The sequence below is a fragment of the Algoriphagus sp. CAU 1675 genome, from assembly GCF_029222925.1.
Taxonomy (GTDB): domain Bacteria; phylum Bacteroidota; class Bacteroidia; order Cytophagales; family Cyclobacteriaceae; genus Algoriphagus.
Map to the genome: position 1 here is coordinate 417790 of NZ_JARHUI010000003.1, position 18589 is coordinate 436378.

Genomic DNA, 18589 nt, shown 5'->3' on the forward strand with positions numbered 1-18589 from the left:
TAAGTTATTTTTGTTTTCCTTCGTGGAAAACTACCCCGGCCAATTTCCTATACAGATTAATAAAATTCACCCGAGTAAAATCGGATTAAAATTCATTCCATCAGCATGGAAAATATTTCTTTCCAAATCCTTGTTGCCGATTCATCCCACAAAGAATATGCGGAAACCATTACCGATGAAATGGCAAATTCTGCCAAAGCAAGGGGTACCGGTATCGCAAAAAGAAGCCCAGAATACATCCAGTCCAAAATGGATGAAGGAAAGGCAGTAATTGCCTTGACTTCCGATGGAAAATGGGCTGGTTTCTGTTATATTGAGGCTTGGGGCCACGGTAAGTATGTAGCAAATTCAGGACTGATCGTTTCCCCTGAATTCAGAAAGTATGGTTTAGCCAGAAAAATCAAGCGCGAAATTTTCAAACTCAGTCGTAAGAAATATCCAGATTCCAAAATTTTTGGATTGACAACTGGAGCAGCTGTTATGAAAATCAACTCAGAACTTGGCTATATCCCTGTTTCTTATGCAGATCTGACTGATGACAATGAATTTTGGAAGGGATGCCAAAGCTGTGTGAATTATGAAATTCTGATGAGTAAAAACCGTCAGAACTGTCTTTGCACTGCCATGTTGTTTGACCCAAATGCAAAAAAGAATCACATTGAGGAGATCGCATTAAGGGAAGACTTCAAGAAAGAAATCAAACTATTTGACCGTTGGGTCAGACTTAAAAAATATGTGATGCTGAAACTTTCTAAATCTAAAGATTCGGCAAAGAGCATTTTCCTTTAAACTCATTCCCCTGCTGGGGTAAACAAAATATAAACGATGAAAAAAGTTGTTTTAGCCTATAGTGGAGGCTTAGATACCACTTTTTGTGCTTTGCACCTTTCCAAAGATCTTGGATACGAAGTTCACGCAGTAATTGTAAATACAGGAGGATTCTCCAAAGAAGAATTAGAAGCAATTGAAAATAGGGCCAAAACTTTGGGAGTTGCCTCCTTTAAGATTTTGGAAGTAATGGACACTTATTACCAAGAGGTGATCAAGTACCTGGTTTTTGGAAATGTATTGAAAAACCAAACCTATCCCCTATCTGTGTCCGCAGAGCGTATCCTCCAGGCTAAATCACTCGCGGAATATGCAAAATCCATAGGCGCAAAAGCTGTGGCCCATGGTTCTACAGGTGCTGGAAACGACCAGGTTCGCTTTGATATGATATTCCAGACTATTGTTCCGGATATTGAAATCATCACTCCTATCCGTGACCTTAAGCTTTCACGTCAGGAAGAAATCGATTACTTGAAAAAGCATGGGGTTGTCATGAACTTCGAGAAGGCAGCCTATTCCATCAACAAAGGAATCTGGGGAACTTCTGTTGGTGGAAAAGAAACGCTTACCTCTTCAGAGTACCTACCTGAAGAAGCTTGGCCAACTCAAGTCACTGAATCTGAAGCTAAGGAAATCCAATTGACTTTTGTTCAAGGAGAATTAAAAGGAGTAAATGGAGAAGCTTTTGATAATCCTGTGGATGCAATTTTGAAGGTTCAGTCCATGGCTGCACCTTATGGAATAGGAAGAGATATCCATGTTGGTGATACAATTATTGGTATTAAAGGAAGAGTTGGTTTTGAGGCAGCTGCCCCACTGATTATCATCAAAGGCCATCAACTGTTGGAAAAGCATACCCTAACAAAATGGCAATTATTCTGGAAAAATCAGTTGGCAGAGTTTTATGGCAACCACCTGCACGAAGGTCATTATTTGGACCCAGTAATGAGAAACCTGGAATCTTTTATGAGCAGCACTCAGGAATTTGTTACCGGAAATGTTCGGGTTCTTCTTCAACCTTATCGGTTTACCTTACTCGGAATCAGCTCCGATCATGATCTCATGTCATCCAAGTTTGGAAGCTATGGAGAAATGAACAAGGGATACACAGGGGAAGATGTGAAAGGATTCACTCGAATTCTGGGCAACCAAACTGCCATTTTCCATAAGGTAAACAGTGGAAATGAATAAGATCAAAACAGCTATAATTGGAGCCGCAGGCTATACGGGAGGAGAGCTCCTAAGAATTTTAGTAAACCATCCTTCCTGTGACCTTGTCTGTGTACACAGCAATAGCCAGAAAGGAAAAAAAGTAACGGATGTACATCCAGACTTAATTGGGGATTGTAACTTGGTATTCACCGATGAAGTCCCAACTACAGGTTTGGATGCAGTATTTCTAGGCTTACCTCATGGAGAGACCAAAGGATTTTTGGAGGCAAATCCATTTTCAGAGGAAACGGTCCTAATTGATCTGTCCACCGATTTTCGGGACGAATCCAATGGATTTGTATATGGTTTACCTGAAGTCAATTCGGAAAAAATCAAATCTGCAAAAAAAATCGCCAACCCGGGCTGTTTTGCAACGGGAATCCAACTTGCTTTAGCACCTGCAATTTCCAAAGGTTGGGTTAATTCACCGGTCCAAATCTCTGGAATTACCGGAAGTACAGGAGCCGGAAAAAAGCTTTCGGAAACCTCACATTTCAGCTATAGAACTGGCAACATGTCTGTTTACAAGCTTTTTACCCATCAGCATTTGAAAGAAATCAAACAAACCTTCAGGCAACTGAATGAGGAATTTGATTCTGAATTGTTATTTGTACCCTACAGAGGCAATTTTTCCAGGGGAATTTGGGTGACAGCCTATTTCCCATTTGAAGGAACTGAGGAAGAAGCAGTAAATGCTTATAAGGAGTTTTATAAAGATGCGGCATTTACACACGTTTCTGATAGGGACATTGATTTAAAACAAGCGGTAAATACCAATAAGTGTATTCTTCATGTTCAAAAAGAAGCCGGTCAATTGGTGATCTATTCTGCAATTGATAACCTTTTGAAAGGAGCTTCTGGACAAGCCGTACAGAATTTCAACCTAGCATTTGGTTTGGATGAAAAGACAGGGCTGAATTTAAAAAGTATTGCATTTTAAAATTGGTGATTAAGGGTGGAGAAGGAAGAAATTTTTTACCCAAATCTGCTCTCCAATTTATAACACAGCTATAAAATGAAATTATTTGACGTATATCCCCTTATACCCGTAACCATTGAAAAGGGCCAAGGCGCAAAACTATGGGATGATCAGGGGAAAGAATATTTGGATTTGTATGGAGGGCATGCAGTGATTTCCATAGGACATACTCATCCCCATTATGTCAAGCGGATCAAAGATCAGTTGGATCAGATCGCTTTCTACTCCAATTCTATCCAAATTCCAATCCAGAAGGAATTGGCCAATAAGCTTGGAAAGCTTTCCGAACTGGAAGATTACCAGCTATTTCTCTGCAATTCAGGAGCTGAAGCCAATGAAAATGCGATCAAACTCGCTTCCTTCTCAACAGGAAAATCTGGTTTTATTGCTTTTTCTGGATCATTTCATGGAAGAACTTCCGCAGCAGTCGCACTTACCGACAATCCCAAAATCGTCGCTCCCTGTAATAAGCGGGAAGACTTCTATATCCTACCATGGGAGGATTTGGGAGCAACCGAAGAATTACTCAAGAAAGGCAAAATTGCAGGTGTAATAATCGAGGGGATTCAGGGTGTTGGTGGTATCCAAGTACCCTCTGAGGTTTTTTTAAGAAGCTTGTCAGCCTTAACAAAAAAATACGGTGCCAAGCTTATCCTCGACGAAGTTCAGGCAGGATATGGACGTACAGGAAGATTTTTCGCTCACCAGTGGGTTGAAAGATTAAAGCCTGATCTGATCTCCATGGCCAAAGGAATGGGGAATGGCTTCCCAATCGCCGGCTTGCTTATTTCTCCTGACTTTGAATCTAGCTACGGTGTGCTAGGGACCACCTTTGGAGGAAATCATCTGGCTTGCGCTGCTGGCTTGGCAGTTTTGGAAGTTTTGGAAGATGAGAAACTACAGGAAAATGCCCTAGCACTTGGAGAGAAACTCATGGAGGAACTAAAGAAAATCCAGGGGGTGGTTGAAGTCAGAGGAAAAGGCTTGATGATTGGTGTAGATTTGGATAGAGATGCAGGGCCAGTTCGTTCCGAGTTGGTAAACAAATACCATATTTTCACTGGTTCTTCCGCTGGCAAACAAACGATTCGTTTGCTTCCTCCTTTAAATATCGAATGGAATCAGTTAAATTCGTTTATAAGCAGTCTTAAAGAAATTCTGAGTAAATCCCCTACTGCTTAAGCTTATGAACCCCTCCAATAAATTGAGACATTTTACAAAATTTGAAAACCTCGAGCTTGGTCAAAAATTGGTTGAACAAGCCCTGAAGTATAAATCCAACCCCAAATTAGATTTTGAGAAGGGCCAAGGAAAGAGAATTGGTCTTATTTTCCTAAATCCTTCCCTGAGAACAAGAGTATCTACCCAACTGGCGGCATTGAATCTTGGAATGGAACCAATAGTCCTCAATATGGATAAGGAAGGTTGGGCTTTGGAAATGAAGGAAGGCGCTGTAATGAACCATGGAACTGTGGAGCACATCAAAGATGCCGCAGGGGTATTGGGAACTTACTTTGATATCCTTGCTATTCGGGCATTTCCTTCTCTTACTCATAGAGAGGATGATGTAAATGACTTTGTTTTCGGGCAGTTTCTAAAATACTGTGGTATTCCTGTAGTCAGCCTTGAATCCGCCACTCGGCATCCTTTACAAAGTTTGGCAGATCAGATTACCATGAAGGAATTTGCTCCCACGGGCAGAAAACCAAAAGTAGTTTTGACCTGGGCTCCTCATATCAAAGCTATTCCACATGCAGTGGCCAATAGCTTTGCAGAATGGACATTGGGAATGGGACATGACTTAACGATCACCCATCCAGCAGGATATGAGTTGGATGAAAATTTTACCCAAGGGGCAAAGATCGAATACAACCAGGCCAAAGCCTTGGAGGATGCTGACTTTATCTATGTGAAAAACTGGTCCGGATTTAATGATTACGGTAAAATCATTACCACCGACCCGAGTTGGATGCTGACTGAAGCACATTTGAGAAATACCAATAATGCCAAAGTAATGCATTGCCTACCGGTAAGAAGGAACGTGGAATTATCAGATGAGATTTTGGACGGACCTCATTCTCTTGTTCAAAAACAAGCTGAAAACAGAATATATGCAGCACAGGCAGCTATTAGTTACCTCCTGGATCAATATTAACTTCTAGCAATCAAACCTATGAAAATCAGTATCATCAAAATCGGCGGAAACGTCATTGACTACCCTGAAAAGCTTGATGAGTTTTTGGCTCTTTTTGCTAAATTCCCTGGGCATAAAATCATTGTTCATGGAGGAGGTGTCATGGCTTCTAGGTTTGGAGAGTCTTTAGGTGTCATGCCTGAAATGGTTGACGGCAGAAGGATAACCGATAAGGACACACTGGATATTGTCACCATGGTGTATGCAGGGTTGATCAATAAGAATGTGGTTGCCAAACTTCAAGCGCTCCATGTCAATGCCATTGGAATGACCGGCGCAGATGGAAATATTATCCGTTCGATCAAGCGTCCGGTAAAAGACATCGACTATGGTTTTGTAGGTGACATTCAGGAAGTTAATACAGATTTAATCAAGCATTTATTTCAGTCAAATCTAGTTCCTGTTTTAAATGCAATTACGCATGATCAAAACGGGCAGCTTTTAAATACCAACGCCGATAGCATTGCCTCCGCTTTGGCGACAAGCTTGGCAAAAGAACATCATGTCAATCTCTACTTTTGTTTTAACAAGAGTGGAGTATTGATCGATGAAAAAAATGAAAGTTCAATAATTCCTCTCATTAATGAGGATATTTACGAGGAACTTAAAAAAGAAAATGTAATCCACTCCGGAATGATCCCTAAACTTGACAATGCTTTTGCAGCACTTCAAAAAGGGGTACATCATGTGTGGATAGGAAAAGCAGAAAACTTGCTTTTGGCTACCAAAGGGAAACTTTCAGGGACTATAATCGAACGCCACCGCTACGATCTGTATTAATGAAAGCAAAAGAAGAAATAGTAGAAAGCTGTATTCAGTTACTGAATGATTTGATCAGCACTCCTTCCTTTTCAAAAGAGGAGGATGATACTGCTACGCTTTTGGGTAGATTTTTCGTCAAAAATGACATAGAATTTCAAAGAAAGGGAAACAATCTCTGGGCTTTTTTAAATGAGTATGATGAAACCAAAGAAACTATTTGGTTGAATTCCCACCATGACACGATAAAGCCCAATATAAGTTATACCAAAGACCCCTTTCATCCCCATGTTGAGGACGGCAAACTTTATGGATTAGGAAGCAATGATGCTGGAGGCCCCTTGGTCAGCCTCATTGGAGCTTTTCTCCATTTAAAAGAGAAATCCTTACCATTTAACCTGATTCTCATAGCTTCCGCAGAGGAGGAGATTTCAGGTAAAAATGGAATCGCCTCCCTAATTTCCCAAATCCCTCCTTGTGAACTGGCTATTGTGGGTGAACCGACCCAAATGCAATTGGCAGTAGCAGAAAAAGGCCTGATGGTCATCGATGCCAAGGCTCATGGCAAATCAGGACATGCAGCCCGAGAAGAGGGAGAAAATGCCATATACAAGGCTTTGGATGATTTATTGATTATCCGGGATTTTGAATTCGAAAGAATATCACCATTTCTGGGAAAAACTAAGGTGTCTGCAACTATCATCAATTCCGGAAAACAGCATAATGTGGTTCCAGATCTTTGTGAGTTCACTTTGGATGTTAGAGTTACGGATTCTTATACCTTGGAAGAAGCTTTAGAGGAACTGAAATCTCACCTTTCTTCTGAATTGAACCCGCGCTCCATGCGTTTGCAATCATCCCGGGTACCAATTGGGCATTTGATTTTTAAAGTAGCGGAAAAACTTCAACTTGAATGCTATGGCAGCCCTACTCTATCCGACCAGGCTTTGATCCCCTATCCATCTGTAAAAATTGGTCCAGGAGATTCTGCTAGATCTCATACCGCCAACGAATTTATCTTTGTGAATGAGATCAAAGAAGGAATTCAAGGTTACTTGGACCTGATTATCACCTATGCTGAATTAAGCAAAACCAACGAAATCGACTCATGAAAATCTGGCAAAAAGCCATTGGAAACCAAAAAGAAGTAGAATCTTTTACCATCGGTAGAGACCCTGAATTCGATATTATTTTAGCTCCTTTTGATGTATTGGGTTCAATGGCCCATGCTGAAATGTTGGCAAAAATCGGACTTTTGACTGCTGAAGAGAATCAAACTCTTCAAAATGGTCTTCGGGAAATTTATAAGGAAATCGAGCAGGGTAAGTTTGAAATAGCCCCGGGCGTAGAGGATGTCCATTCCCAGGTAGAGTTTTTGTTGACTGAGAGATATGGTGAAGTCGGAAAAAAACTTCACAGTGGAAGAAGCCGAAATGATCAGGTTTTGGTGGACTTGAAACTATTCTACCGTGCAGCAATCAGTGATCTCGTAGAAGAAAGTAGGGAGTTGTTTGAATTGCTCCTTGAACTTTCTGAAAAGCATAAAGGAGACCTGATGCCTGGCTACACACATACCCAATTAGCCATGCCTTCATCCTTTGGCTTATGGTTTGGATCCTTTGCTGAGGGTTTGACTGAAGACCTTGGCTTGCTTAAAGCCGCATTTGATTTATCCAATAAAAATCCATTGGGATCGGCAGCTGGATACGGTTCCAGCTTCCCGTTAGATAGAACATTTACCACAGATTTATTGGGTTTCTCAGACCTTCATCATAATGTCATCAATGCCCAAAACTCCAGAGGAAAAACCGAAAGAACTTTGGCATTTGCTATGGCCGGAATGGCAGGAACCTTAAATCGTCTTGCCGATGACGTTTGTCTATTCATGAACCAGCACTTTGGTTTTATTTCATTTCCGGACGACCTAACTACAGGTAGCAGTATTATGCCTCACAAAAAAAATCCGGATGTATTTGAATTGATCAGAGCAAAAACCAATCAAATTCAGGCAGTTCCCAATGCTGTAAGCCTTATTTTAACTAATTCAACAACAGGATACCACAGAGATTTACAGCTCTTAAAAGAAGAAATATTCCCGGCAATTGATAGTCTTAAGTCTTGTATTTCTATGACTGCCTTTATGCTAAAATCCATTCGAATCCGGGAAAACATCCTAAGCGATTCATTCTACAAACATGTATTTTCTGTAGAACAGGTCAATGAATTGGTTTTAAAAGGAGTTCCATTCCGAGATGCATACAAACAAGTCGGCTTGGCAATAGAGTCTGATGATTTTGCTCCAGACCAGTCCAAACTCAACCACACGCATGAAGGAAGTATTGGTAACCTTTGTACTGAACAAATTCGCGAAAAAATGATCCGGGCTCTTGATGCTTTCAATTTCAATAAAGTTGAATCGGCACTCAACTCACTTATTCAATAAATAAAGGGGGTTTTCCCCCTTTCTATTTTTTTCAATCCATATTTTTATTAAAGAAAGGTGAATACACGAACACCTTTCCGGTTTGGATTTATCCTGAATTTTCTAGCACAATTCTAAACTTTACTTATTTTTATATAAGTAAGATTTTTAGAATTACGTATACCCAGGACTCCAAATGCAATGAAAAACAATCTGTTAGGAAAAAACTTACCTTATGACCTCAAGTCAAGTCTTGTGGTATTTTTGGTTGCATTACCTCTTTGTTTGGGTATAGCAGTTGCAAGTGGCGCTCCTCCAATGTCAGGACTGATTGCCGGAATTGTAGGTGGAATAATAATCGGATCATTGTCTGGTTCCCATGTCAGTGTAAGTGGTCCAGCAGCGGGCCTTACTGTCATTGTTTTGGACTCCATTTCAACTTTAGGAACCTTTGAATTATTTCTTGCGGCAGTAGTGGTAGCGGGATTAATGCAACTGGGATTTGGTCTTCTTAAAGCTGGTGTTCTAGGATATTATTTTCCCCACTCAGTAATCAAAGGAATGCTAACCGCAATTGGCTTGATTTTGATTTTAAAGCAAATTCCTCATGCATTAGGATATGATATAGATTCCATGGGTGATGAAGCTTTTCTTCAGGCAGATCAACACAATACGTTTACAGAAATCTGGTATGCCATACAATATTATAGTCCCGGAGCTATTCCCATAGTCGTCATCGGCCTGTTGATCCTTATTCTTTATGAAAAGCCGTCAATTAAAAACCATAAGGTCTTTGGGATCATCCCGGGAGCACTTTTGGCAGTAATCTCAGGAATAGTCATCAATAATAGCTATGGAATGTGGATACCCGATTGGAAACTGGAAGGAGAGCATTTAGTAAATATTCCTGTTTTAAATGGGATTGGAGAAATTTCCAGCCTTTTAACTTTTCCAAATTTTGGATTAATCAACGACCCGGCTTTTTGGATTATAGCAGTTACCATAGCAGTCATAGGAAGTATTGAGACGCTGCTGAGTATTGATGCCGCCGATAAAATAGACCCACAAAAAAGAATAACGCCGGCAAGCAAAGAACTGGTTGCTCAAGGTTTAGGCAACAGTATTTCCGGACTGATCGGTGGACTCCCCATAACTGCAGTTATTGTAAGGTCTTCTGCCAATATCAGTTCGGGAGCAAAAACCAAGCTTTCGGCCATACTTCACGGAGTCTTGTTACTTCTCTTGGTACTGGCCATTCCCCAAATTTTGAATTTGATTCCCTTGAGTTGTCTTGCTGCGGTTTTGATTATGGTAGGCTTCAAGCTGGCTAAACCATCTATATTTTTTGGAATGTATGAAAAGGGAAAAGACCAATTTATCCCTTTCCTAGTGACTGTTTCAGCTATACTTTTTACAGACTTGCTGGTGGGAATTGGAATCGGGATGGTCATAGGGCTATTTTTTGTTATAAAAACCAATTACCAACGTGCTGTAAGAATCACTGAACTTCACGGTAACTATTTAATAAAACTTCAGAAGGATGTCTCTTTTTTAAATAAAGCCCCATTGATGCATCAATTGGGATTGATCCCATCGGGAAGCTATGTGGTGATCAATGCCCAAAGGGCAAGGTTTATTGACAGTGATATTCAGGAAGTTCTGAATGACTTCATCCGTACCTCTTCCGATAAAAATATCACGGTATCCGTAGAGGGATTTAATTACAATCTAAAAGAAACTTTATGAACCCGTACGAAAAACTGCTCTTACAGAATAAAGCCTGGTCTGAAGAAAAGACTGAATTTGATAAGGATTTTTTCACAAGATTGGCTTCCCAACAAAAGCCAAAATTTTTGTGGATCGGCTGTTCAGATAGCCGAGTGCCAGCAAATGAAATTACAGGAACTGACCCGGGAGAAATATTTGTCCATAGAAATATCGCAAATATGGTAGTTCACACTGACCTAAACTTATTGTCCGTTTTACAGTATGCAGTGGAAGTATTGAAAGTGGAGCATATAATAGTTTGCGGGCATTATGGATGCGGAGGAGTTGATGCTGCATTGACAAATAGTCATATGGGGCTTATCAACAAATGGTTGAGAAACATCAAAGAGGTCTATAAGACCTATCAAAAGGAAGTGGATTCCCTACAAGAGCATTCTGACAAAGTGAACAAACTGGTAGAATTCAATGTGATTGAACAATGCCAGGATTTGATCAAGACTTCCATTGTTCAAAAAGCTTGGCTGGAAAGAAAGGGACCGGAAATCCACGGTTGGGTATATGGCTTGAAAAATGGACTTGTCAAAGAACTGGTTACGATCAAACCGGAGATCGAAAATATTAATCCGATTTTTAGGTATAATCAAGAACAACTGAAGACAGACCTCTAAAATTTTCTCAGGAAAGTGGGTTTCATTTTGAAAACTCGCTTTCCCTGATTTACTTTGCAGCATCCTTCTACTTTTTGCGTGGGAGGATTTATAAAGAAGAGGCGAGAGACAGGCTCTATGACCCTCTGGCAACCTGGAAAAACCAAGGTGCCAATTCCTGCCAAGTAAGAAGGTCTTGCTTGGAACTATAAATTCTCTGCGATATGAAAACAGGATTTAATTTCCCCTCCTTTTTGGTAATTCTATTTACTAATCAGCGGATATTGTTGATTTCGCAGGTTTTTCATGCCTTACTTCAAGCCTGTTTCAGGCCTTTCTATCAGTAAGCTTTTCAGAAATTCAAATTTTAACAAATAAACCTTTTCACTATGTCTGCACATTATCGATTTGAAACTCTTCAACTTCATGCTGGTCAGGAACCGGATCCAACAACCAATTCCAGAGCCGTTCCCATTTATCAAACCACTTCTTTTGTTTTTAACTCCGCAGAACACGGAGCCAATCTTTTTGGCCTGAAGGAATTCGGAAATATTTATACAAGGATCATGAATCCTACAACTGATGTTTTCGAAAAAAGAATCGCTGCATTGGAAGGTGGAGTGGCAGCAGTTGCTACATCCTCGGGACAAGCTGCTCAGTTTTTAGCATTGAACAATATTCTTCAGTCAGGCGAAAACTTTGTTTCAACCTCATTCCTTTATGGAGGTACTTACAACCAATTTAAAGTTGCTTTCAAGCGAATTGGAATTGAGGCAAGATTTGCAAAAGGAGATTCTCCAGAGGCATTTGAAAAGCTTATAGATTCAAAAACAAAAGCCATTTACCTGGAAACAATCGGCAATCCAGAATTCAACATCCCAGATTTTGAAGCCATAGCGGAATTGGCAAAAAAACACGATATCCCATTGATAGTGGATAATACTTTTGGCGCCGGTGGGTATTTGTTCAGACCTCTGAAACATGGAGCGAATATAGTAACTGCTTCTGCCACCAAATGGATAGGTGGACATGGAACTTCAATCGGAGGAATCATCATTGATGGAGGAAATTTCAATTGGGGAAATGGAAAGTTCCCACAGTTTTCTGAACCTTCAGAAGGATACCATGGCTTGAACTTTTGGGAGGTTTTTGGTGAAAACAACCCATTAGGACTACCTAATATTGCCTTTGCAATCCGGGCAAGAGTAGAAGGCCTTCGAGATTTTGGACCTGCGATAAGCCCTTTCAATTCCTTCCAGCTCTTGCAGGGAATTGAAACTCTATCCCTTCGTGTTCATCGTACTACCGAAAATGCTCTGGAACTAGCCAAATGGTTGGAATGGCATCCACAGGTACAGAAGGTCAATTATCCGGGGTTGGAGTCCTCCCCTTACCATAAATTGGCAAAAAAATACCTCAAAAACGGATTTGGAGGAGTTTTAAGCTTTGAGATAAAAGGTGACAAGGAGCAAACTTCTGCCTTTATAAATAACCTAAAGCTTATATCCCACCTAGCAAACGTAGGAGATGCCAAAACCCTGATCATCCAGCCTGCTGCTACTACGCATCAGCAATTAAGTGAGGAAGAACAGCGAGCCTCAGGAGTAAGTCCTACTCTTCTTAGATTATCTGTGGGGATAGAACACATTGATGATCTGAAAGGTGATCTTCAACAAGCCTTCGATTTAATTTAATTAGCCTGATGAACCTAAAAAGTCAATACGCTTCTATTACCATGAGTCAAAGTATATTTCATTCGACCACTCCGTTAAACTTAGAATCTGGAGAATCCCTTCCCGAATTTGAATTGGTTTATTCAACCTACGGTCAGTTGAATGAAAACAAAAGCAATGTGGTTTGGGTAATCCATGCTTTGACTGGAGATTCCAATGTTTCAGAATGGTGGAGTGGCTTGGTTGGGGAAGATAAATTTTATGATCCCGCGGATTTCTTTATAGTCTGCGCCAATCTTTTGGGTTCCTGCTACGGTTCAACCAGTCCATTAAGCATAAACCCAAGTACCGGAGAAACCTATTTCTATGATTTTCCCCATCTCAGCCCAAGGGACCTCGCAGTTTCACTTGATCGATTGAGAATTCATCTAGAACTGGATGAAATTCATACTTTGATTGGAGGTTCATTAGGTGGGCAAGTCGGGCTAGAATGGGCTTTTAGTTTGGGAGAAAAACTCAAAAATGCGATAATTTTAGCCTCAACAGCTAAATCATCTTCTTGGGTAAAAGGCTTTAATGAAGCGCAAAGGATGGCTATTGAATCAGATTGTACTTGGGGTGAAAAGAGACTTGATGCAGGTAAAAAAGGACTGGAAGCTGCAAGAGCTATCGCTATGCTTAGCTATAGGCATCCGGAAGACATGGAAAAAAAGCAATCCGACACAGATGAGAAATTGGACAACTTCCGTGTTTCCTCCTATTTAAGATATCAAGGACAAAAGCTGGCAAAGCGGTTCAACGCACTTTCCTACTGGACTCTGACCAAAGCAATGGACAGTCATGATTTAGGAAGAGGAAGAGAAAGCGCAGAAAAAGCCTTGGAAAAAATCAGTGCGAGAGTATTGACCATTGGGGTTAACTCCGATCTACTATTTCTACCTCATGAATCAAGATTCATCAGCCAGCATGTACAACGAGGAACCTATAAGGAAATCCAATCCACAGCTGGACATGATGCTTTTTTGATCGAATTTGAGCAACTCGCCTATTTTCTGAAATCATTCTACCTTGAAGAAAATAAACCGGATTAATTTCCGGTTTATTCCTCCTCACTTTTCAATTCTATTTTGAAAACCAAAAGACAGTAGAATAACGAAAGCAATTGTCAGCTTTTAAATTTTTATTACCCTATCAGGTTAAATTCTACTTAGATTTGAATTCATTCAGAGTAAAAGGAATTCAAAATTGAGTCATTTAAGCGTTTGCCTTTCTGGGGTTGAGTTAGTTTTATTAAAGGAGAAGGCGGTTTGGCTCCCGGAGGAAAAGGCACTACTGATCGCTGACCTTCACTTTGGGAAAGCATCTCATTTCAGAAAATCCGGTATTCCCATACCAGAACCCATACATGATCAGGATTTCATGATTTTGAAAAGATTGATTGAAACCTTTCAAGCAAATCATGTTTACTTTTTGGGAGACCTGTTTCATAGTGATTGGAATGCGCAGTGGGAAACTGTGATGGATTTTTTATCCACTTTTCCAGATACAAATTTTCATCTGATCAAAGGCAATCATGATATCCTCTCCCCTTCTTTTTATACTAATTCCCTTTTGGAGGTCCATTCCGAAATATTGACTATGGGTCAGAAAATCCTAAGTCATGAACCCTTGGAAGAAGTACCAAGGGGATATTTAAACATTTGCGGGCATATACACCCAGGAATACGATTACAGGGAAAAGCAAGACAAAACCTTCGTATACCATGCTTTTATTATGAAAACCACCAATTGATATTACCCGCTTTTGGAAATTTCACAGGACTTTTCATGATGAAACCCAATTTAAGCAGTCAGATATATGGAGTTGCTGCCTCCAAAGTCATTCCTATCCTTTCCTGATTTAAGATTGGCAAAATCCTTGGTGTTGCTTAGCTTTGATCAGAATTAAAAATCCATGGCAAATTATCCAAGAAAAAAGAAAATACTCGGACATTTCAAATATGGAAGTGTACTATTCAGTACCACCCTATCCTTGTTTATTGTAGGCTTATTTGGACTCATACTCATTCAGGCAAGGACTATCACCAGTATGATTAGGGAGAATATTGAAGTTCAGGTCTTTTTGGATAAAAACCTCAAGGACTCTGAATTAAAAAACATCAATCAGGATTTAGCCAGTAGACCTTTTGTATTGCGAAAAACAGATAGCTTAAGCCTTAGGTTTATTTCAAGTGAAGAAGCCGCAGCTACATTTATAGAAAGTACCGGTGAGGATTTTACAAAATTCCTAGAAGACAATCCTCTACATGACAGTTATGTCATTGGTATTGCTGAAGAATTTCAAACTTCTGAACAACTAGACAGGATTGCAAAGGAGCTTGAAAGTATCGAAGGGGTTTTTGAAGTCTCGTACATGACAGATTTGGTTGAATCTATCAATAAAAACCTCTTGAAAGTAAGTTTGGTAATGGGAGGATTTATTTTGATTTTGATAATAACAGTGGTCATGTTAATCAACAATACAATACGCCTGGCCCTGTTTTCCCAAAGATTCTTGATCCGTTCCATGCAATTAGTAGGAGCCACAAGAAGTTTCATCCGAAAACCATTCTTGCTTCGTTCCTGGTTTTTTGGAATGCTAGCGGGAGCTATAGCCTCTTTGGTTTTGTTTGGATTGATAACTTATGCAAAAAGTGCCATAGAAGGATTCGCGCTTTTGCAGAATACCGACCTTCTCTTAATTCTATTCGGAATATTGATAGTAATTGGTGGTTTGCTTTCTTGGGCTAGCACCTTGCGCGCTGTCAACAAATATTTGAACATGTCCTTGGACGAATTATACTGATATGAGCAAAGCATCATTTCCTTTTACAAAGAAAAACTACAAACTCATGCTGATTGGGATTGCCCTGATCTTGCTGGGCTTTTTATTGATAGGTCTAGATTCTGATCCCCACGGTAACGGGATCTTAGGTCTTACCATAGGCCCTATCGTTACTTTAGCAGGGTTTATATTTGAGTTTTATGCCATTTTCGCCAAATCTGAAAAAGATTAATCCTTTCTAGGAAGATTTCTTTTCAAAAGGAATATAAAAATGCAAGAACAAGAACCCTATGGGGAGGTTTTTCTAATCGATAAGCCAAAAGAATGGACCTCATTTGATGCGGTAAAAAAGATCAGAAATGCATTGAAAATTAAAAAGGTGGGACATGCGGGCACCTTGGACCCTTTAGCAACCGGTTTGCTGATCATCTGTGCTGGAAAACAGACCAAGCAAATTGAAAAATACATGGGTCAGGAAAAGGAATATGAGGGAACATTTGTAATTGGATCCACTACTGAGTCATTTGACTTAGAAAAACCTGTAGTGCCTGTGGCTGATCCCTCCCACATTACCTTGGAAGATGTAAAAAAAGCCGCAGCTCAACTTACTGGTGATATCATGCAGATTCCTCCCATGCATTCTGCCATCAAAGTTGATGGTAAACGAGTCTATGAGGCTGCAAGAGTAGGAAAAGAAATTAAAATGGAAGCCCGACCTGTGCAGGTTCGTGAATTTGAAATTACCCGATTTGAAGGTAATGAAGTTGATTTTCGAATTTCCTGTTCAAAGGGAACTTACATCCGAAGTCTTGCCAGAGATTTAGGGGAAATTCTCCAGGTTGGGGCTTATATGAGTCGCTTGTGCCGAACACGCATTGGTGACTTTCATTTATCTAATGCCAAACAACTTTTACCTTTGATAGAAGAAATAAAAGCCCGGAAAGCCAATGAAAATCTATGAAGGACTAAATGATTTCCCAAAAGTCCCAAACCCAGTGGTTACCAGCGGAACTTTTGACGGTGTTCATTTAGGCCATCAAAAAATCCTAGAACGGATACGGCAAATCGCCCGTTCTATTGGAGGGGAAACGGTCCTGATCACTTTTTGGCCACATCCCAGGCTGGTTCTTTATCCTCATGAACATAAACTAAGGTTATTGAGCACATTTGAGGAAAAAACAAAATTGCTTAGACAATTCGGGATTGATCATCTAATTACCATTCCTTTCACCAAGGAATTTTCCCAGCTTACTTCCCAGGAATTTATTGAGCAGATCTTGATGGAAAAGATAGGCACCAAGAAACTGGTTATCGGCTATGATCATCGATTTGGAAAAAACCGGGAAGGAAGTTTTGAATACCTTCAAGCACATTCCTATGAATACGGGTTTGATTTGGAAGAAATTTCCAGACAAGATGTAGACGAAATCGGAGTTTCCAGCACCAAAATCCGGTTTGCTCTTGAAAAAGGAGATATAGAAACAGCCAATTCATATTTAGGCAGACCGTATGAACTTAACGGATTGGTTATTAAAGGACAGCAAATCGGAAGATCCATCGGTTTTCCGACCGCCAACATTCATATTCCCAATGATTATAAACTCATTCCAAAAGATGGCGTTTATGCAGTAGAAGCCTGTGTGGATGGGTTGATGTACAAAGCCATGCTCAATATTGGTAATAGACCAACTGTTGACGGGACCAAAAAAACAGTAGAAGCCCATCTTTTTGACTTTCAGGGTAATCTTTATGACAAACAAATCACAATTTTTCTCAAAGCATTTTTAAGAGATGAACAAAAATTTGAAAATCTGGATGCCTTAAAACTCCAGCTACAGAAAGATCAGAAAAGAGCTAAATCTTTACTATAAACCCAAATATATATGATCAATAAAACAGTCAGAGATGCCAAAGAAGCTGTGGCAGATATATCCAGTAACTCCTTTTTGATGATGGGAGGATTTGGGTTATGTGGAATTCCTGAAAACAGCATTGCGGCACTATTGGAAAGGGATATTGATGGTCTGACCATCGTGTCCAACAATGCCGGTGTGGATGATTTTGGTATTGGCTTATTGCTCCAAAAGAGAATGGTCAAAAAAATGATTTCAAGCTACGTGGGTGAAAATGCGGAGTTTGAACGGCAACTTCTCAGCGGTGAATTGGAAGTAGAATTGATTCCCCAGGGAACCTTGGCAGAACGGGTACGTGCAGGAGGTGCCGGGATTCCGGCCTTCTTCACTCCTGCTGGTGTGGGAACCGAAGTAGCCGAAGGAAAGGAAACACGAGAATTTGACGGGAAAATATACTTAATGGAAAAGTGGCTCAGAGCAGACTTTTCAATTGTCAAAGCATGGAAAGGTGATACTGCCGGTAATCTTATATACAAGGGTACAGCCCGCAATTTCAATCCAATGATGGCTGCCGCCGGAAAGATTTGTATTGCCGAAGTAGAGGAACTGGTTCCTGTGGGTGAACTTGACCCCAATCAAATCCACACTCCGGGAATATATGTTCAGCGGATTTTTCAAGGCAAGGATTATGAAAAGCGAATTGAGAAACGAACGGTAAGTAAGGACTGAGAAATTTTTCCTATTGAAATAGTCAGAGTAAACCCAAACCAGGTAACCCTATGCTAAGCAAAGAACAAATAGCCCAAAGAATAGCCAAAGAAGTCCAGAATGGACAATACATCAACCTAGGAATTGGAATCCCTACCCTAGTTGCAAATTATATACCTTCCAATCTTGACGTAGTCCTACAGTCAGAAAACGGTCTTTTAGGGATAGGCCCATTCCCCACTGAAGACCAAGTGGATCCGGACCTGATCAATGCAGGCAAACAAACCGTATCCATGGTCAAAGGATCCGTCCTTTTCAATTCAGCTGAATCCTTCGCCATGATCCGAGGCGGGCATGTACACCTAACAATATTGGGAGCTATGGAAGTATCGGAAAATGGAGATATAGCCAATTGGAAGATACCCGGTAAAATGGTCAAAGGCATGGGAGGTGCAATGGATCTCGTTGCATCCGCAGAAAACATTATTGTGGCAATGCAGCATTGCTCCAAGGATGGAGAATGCAAACTTTTACCGGAATGCACACTACCAATAACCGGAGTTCGATGTGTCAAAAAAATAGTATCAGACTTGGCAGTCTTGGATATTTCCCCTGAAGGAGGCTTCATTCTTAAAGAAAGAGCCCCTGGAGTAAGCGTTGAGTTTATCAGAGAAAAAACCTCAGGAAAATTGATTATTGAGGGAGAAGTTCCTGAAATGGAGTTTTAATAAATCACAATCAAGGGAACTTGCCTGTGCGATA

At 40.3% G+C, this 18589-nt stretch carries 19 protein-coding genes and 1 riboswitch; all 19 genes read left to right on the plus strand.

Annotated elements, in window-relative coordinates; genetic code table 11:
- The first annotated feature begins 105 nt into the window (after positions 1 to 105).
- The gene (locus P2G54_RS08960; RefSeq protein ID WP_275870289.1) at positions 106 to 789 is read left to right on the plus strand and encodes a GNAT family N-acetyltransferase; all 684 of its coding nucleotides are present in this window, start codon (positions 106 to 108) and stop codon (positions 787 to 789) included.
- A 36-nt stretch (positions 790 to 825) separates the two neighbouring features.
- Entirely contained in the window at positions 826 to 2019 is a 1194-nt protein-coding gene (locus P2G54_RS08965; RefSeq protein WP_275870290.1) for an argininosuccinate synthase domain-containing protein, read from the plus strand.
- Positions 2012 to 2980, plus strand: coding sequence for an N-acetyl-gamma-glutamyl-phosphate reductase (gene argC, locus P2G54_RS08970; RefSeq protein WP_275870292.1), 969 nt, complete (start codon positions 2012 to 2014; stop codon positions 2978 to 2980). Before P2G54_RS08965 ends, argC begins: the two co-directional genes overlap by 8 nt.
- Positions 2981 to 3055: 75 nt before the next feature.
- The gene (locus P2G54_RS08975) at positions 3056 to 4201 is read left to right on the plus strand and encodes an aminotransferase class III-fold pyridoxal phosphate-dependent enzyme (protein WP_275870294.1); all 1146 of its coding nucleotides are present in this window, start codon (positions 3056 to 3058) and stop codon (positions 4199 to 4201) included.
- Positions 4202 to 4223: 22 nt separating this feature from the next.
- Positions 4224 to 5174, plus strand: coding sequence for an acetylornithine carbamoyltransferase (locus P2G54_RS08980; protein ID WP_275870295.1), 951 nt, complete (start codon positions 4224 to 4226; stop codon positions 5172 to 5174).
- Positions 5175 to 5192: 18 nt separating this feature from the next.
- A complete protein-coding gene (argB, locus tag P2G54_RS08985; RefSeq protein ID WP_275870297.1) occupies positions 5193 to 5993 on the plus strand; it encodes an acetylglutamate kinase in 801 nt (266 codons plus the stop codon).
- Positions 5993 to 7084: a M20 family metallo-hydrolase gene (locus tag P2G54_RS08990; RefSeq protein ID WP_275870298.1), complete on the plus strand. Its 1092-nt coding sequence runs from the start codon at positions 5993 to 5995 to the stop codon at positions 7082 to 7084. Before argB ends, P2G54_RS08990 begins: the two co-directional genes overlap by 1 nt.
- Positions 7081 to 8415, plus strand: coding sequence for an argininosuccinate lyase (argH, locus tag P2G54_RS08995; protein ID WP_275870300.1), 1335 nt, complete (start codon positions 7081 to 7083; stop codon positions 8413 to 8415). Before P2G54_RS08990 ends, argH begins: the two co-directional genes overlap by 4 nt.
- A gap of 180 nt (positions 8416 to 8595) precedes the next feature.
- Positions 8596 to 10140 (plus strand): SulP family inorganic anion transporter, encoded by a 1545-nt coding sequence (locus tag P2G54_RS09000; RefSeq protein WP_275870302.1) that lies wholly within the window; start codon positions 8596 to 8598, stop codon positions 10138 to 10140.
- On the plus strand, positions 10137 to 10790 hold the full coding sequence (locus P2G54_RS09005) for a carbonic anhydrase (protein WP_275870304.1): 654 nt from the start codon (positions 10137 to 10139) through the stop codon (positions 10788 to 10790). Before P2G54_RS09000 ends, P2G54_RS09005 begins: the two co-directional genes overlap by 4 nt.
- Before the next feature lie 85 nt (positions 10791 to 10875).
- A riboswitch (SAM riboswitch) is annotated at positions 10876 to 10984 on the plus strand.
- Between the two features lie 174 nt (positions 10985 to 11158).
- Positions 11159 to 12463: an O-acetylhomoserine aminocarboxypropyltransferase/cysteine synthase gene (locus tag P2G54_RS09010; RefSeq protein WP_275870305.1), complete on the plus strand. Its 1305-nt coding sequence runs from the start codon at positions 11159 to 11161 to the stop codon at positions 12461 to 12463.
- 8 nt (positions 12464 to 12471) lie between these two features.
- Positions 12472 to 13533 (plus strand): homoserine O-acetyltransferase, encoded by a 1062-nt coding sequence (gene metX, locus P2G54_RS09015; protein WP_275870307.1) that lies wholly within the window; start codon positions 12472 to 12474, stop codon positions 13531 to 13533.
- 154 nt (positions 13534 to 13687) lie between these two features.
- The gene (gene pdeM / locus P2G54_RS09020; RefSeq protein ID WP_275870309.1) at positions 13688 to 14341 is read left to right on the plus strand and encodes a ligase-associated DNA damage response endonuclease PdeM; all 654 of its coding nucleotides are present in this window, start codon (positions 13688 to 13690) and stop codon (positions 14339 to 14341) included.
- A gap of 55 nt (positions 14342 to 14396) precedes the next feature.
- Complete coding sequence (locus P2G54_RS09025; protein ID WP_275870311.1) at positions 14397 to 15287, plus strand: permease-like cell division protein FtsX; 891 nt, start codon at positions 14397 to 14399, stop codon at positions 15285 to 15287.
- Between the two features lies 1 nt (position 15288).
- Positions 15289 to 15498: a DUF3098 domain-containing protein gene (locus P2G54_RS09030; protein ID WP_275870312.1), complete on the plus strand. Its 210-nt coding sequence runs from the start codon at positions 15289 to 15291 to the stop codon at positions 15496 to 15498.
- A 39-nt stretch (positions 15499 to 15537) separates the two neighbouring features.
- A complete protein-coding gene (truB, locus tag P2G54_RS09035) occupies positions 15538 to 16227 on the plus strand; it encodes a tRNA pseudouridine(55) synthase TruB (protein WP_275870314.1) in 690 nt (229 codons plus the stop codon).
- Positions 16214 to 17137: a bifunctional riboflavin kinase/FAD synthetase gene (locus tag P2G54_RS09040; RefSeq protein ID WP_275870315.1), complete on the plus strand. Its 924-nt coding sequence runs from the start codon at positions 16214 to 16216 to the stop codon at positions 17135 to 17137. The genes truB and P2G54_RS09040 overlap by 14 nt, the downstream gene beginning before the upstream one ends.
- A 12-nt stretch (positions 17138 to 17149) precedes the next feature.
- The gene (locus P2G54_RS09045; protein WP_275870317.1) at positions 17150 to 17848 is read left to right on the plus strand and encodes a CoA transferase subunit A; all 699 of its coding nucleotides are present in this window, start codon (positions 17150 to 17152) and stop codon (positions 17846 to 17848) included.
- Between the two features lie 50 nt (positions 17849 to 17898).
- On the plus strand, positions 17899 to 18555 hold the full coding sequence (locus P2G54_RS09050; protein ID WP_275870319.1) for a 3-oxoacid CoA-transferase subunit B: 657 nt from the start codon (positions 17899 to 17901) through the stop codon (positions 18553 to 18555).
- Positions 18556 to 18589: the final 34 nt, after the last annotated feature.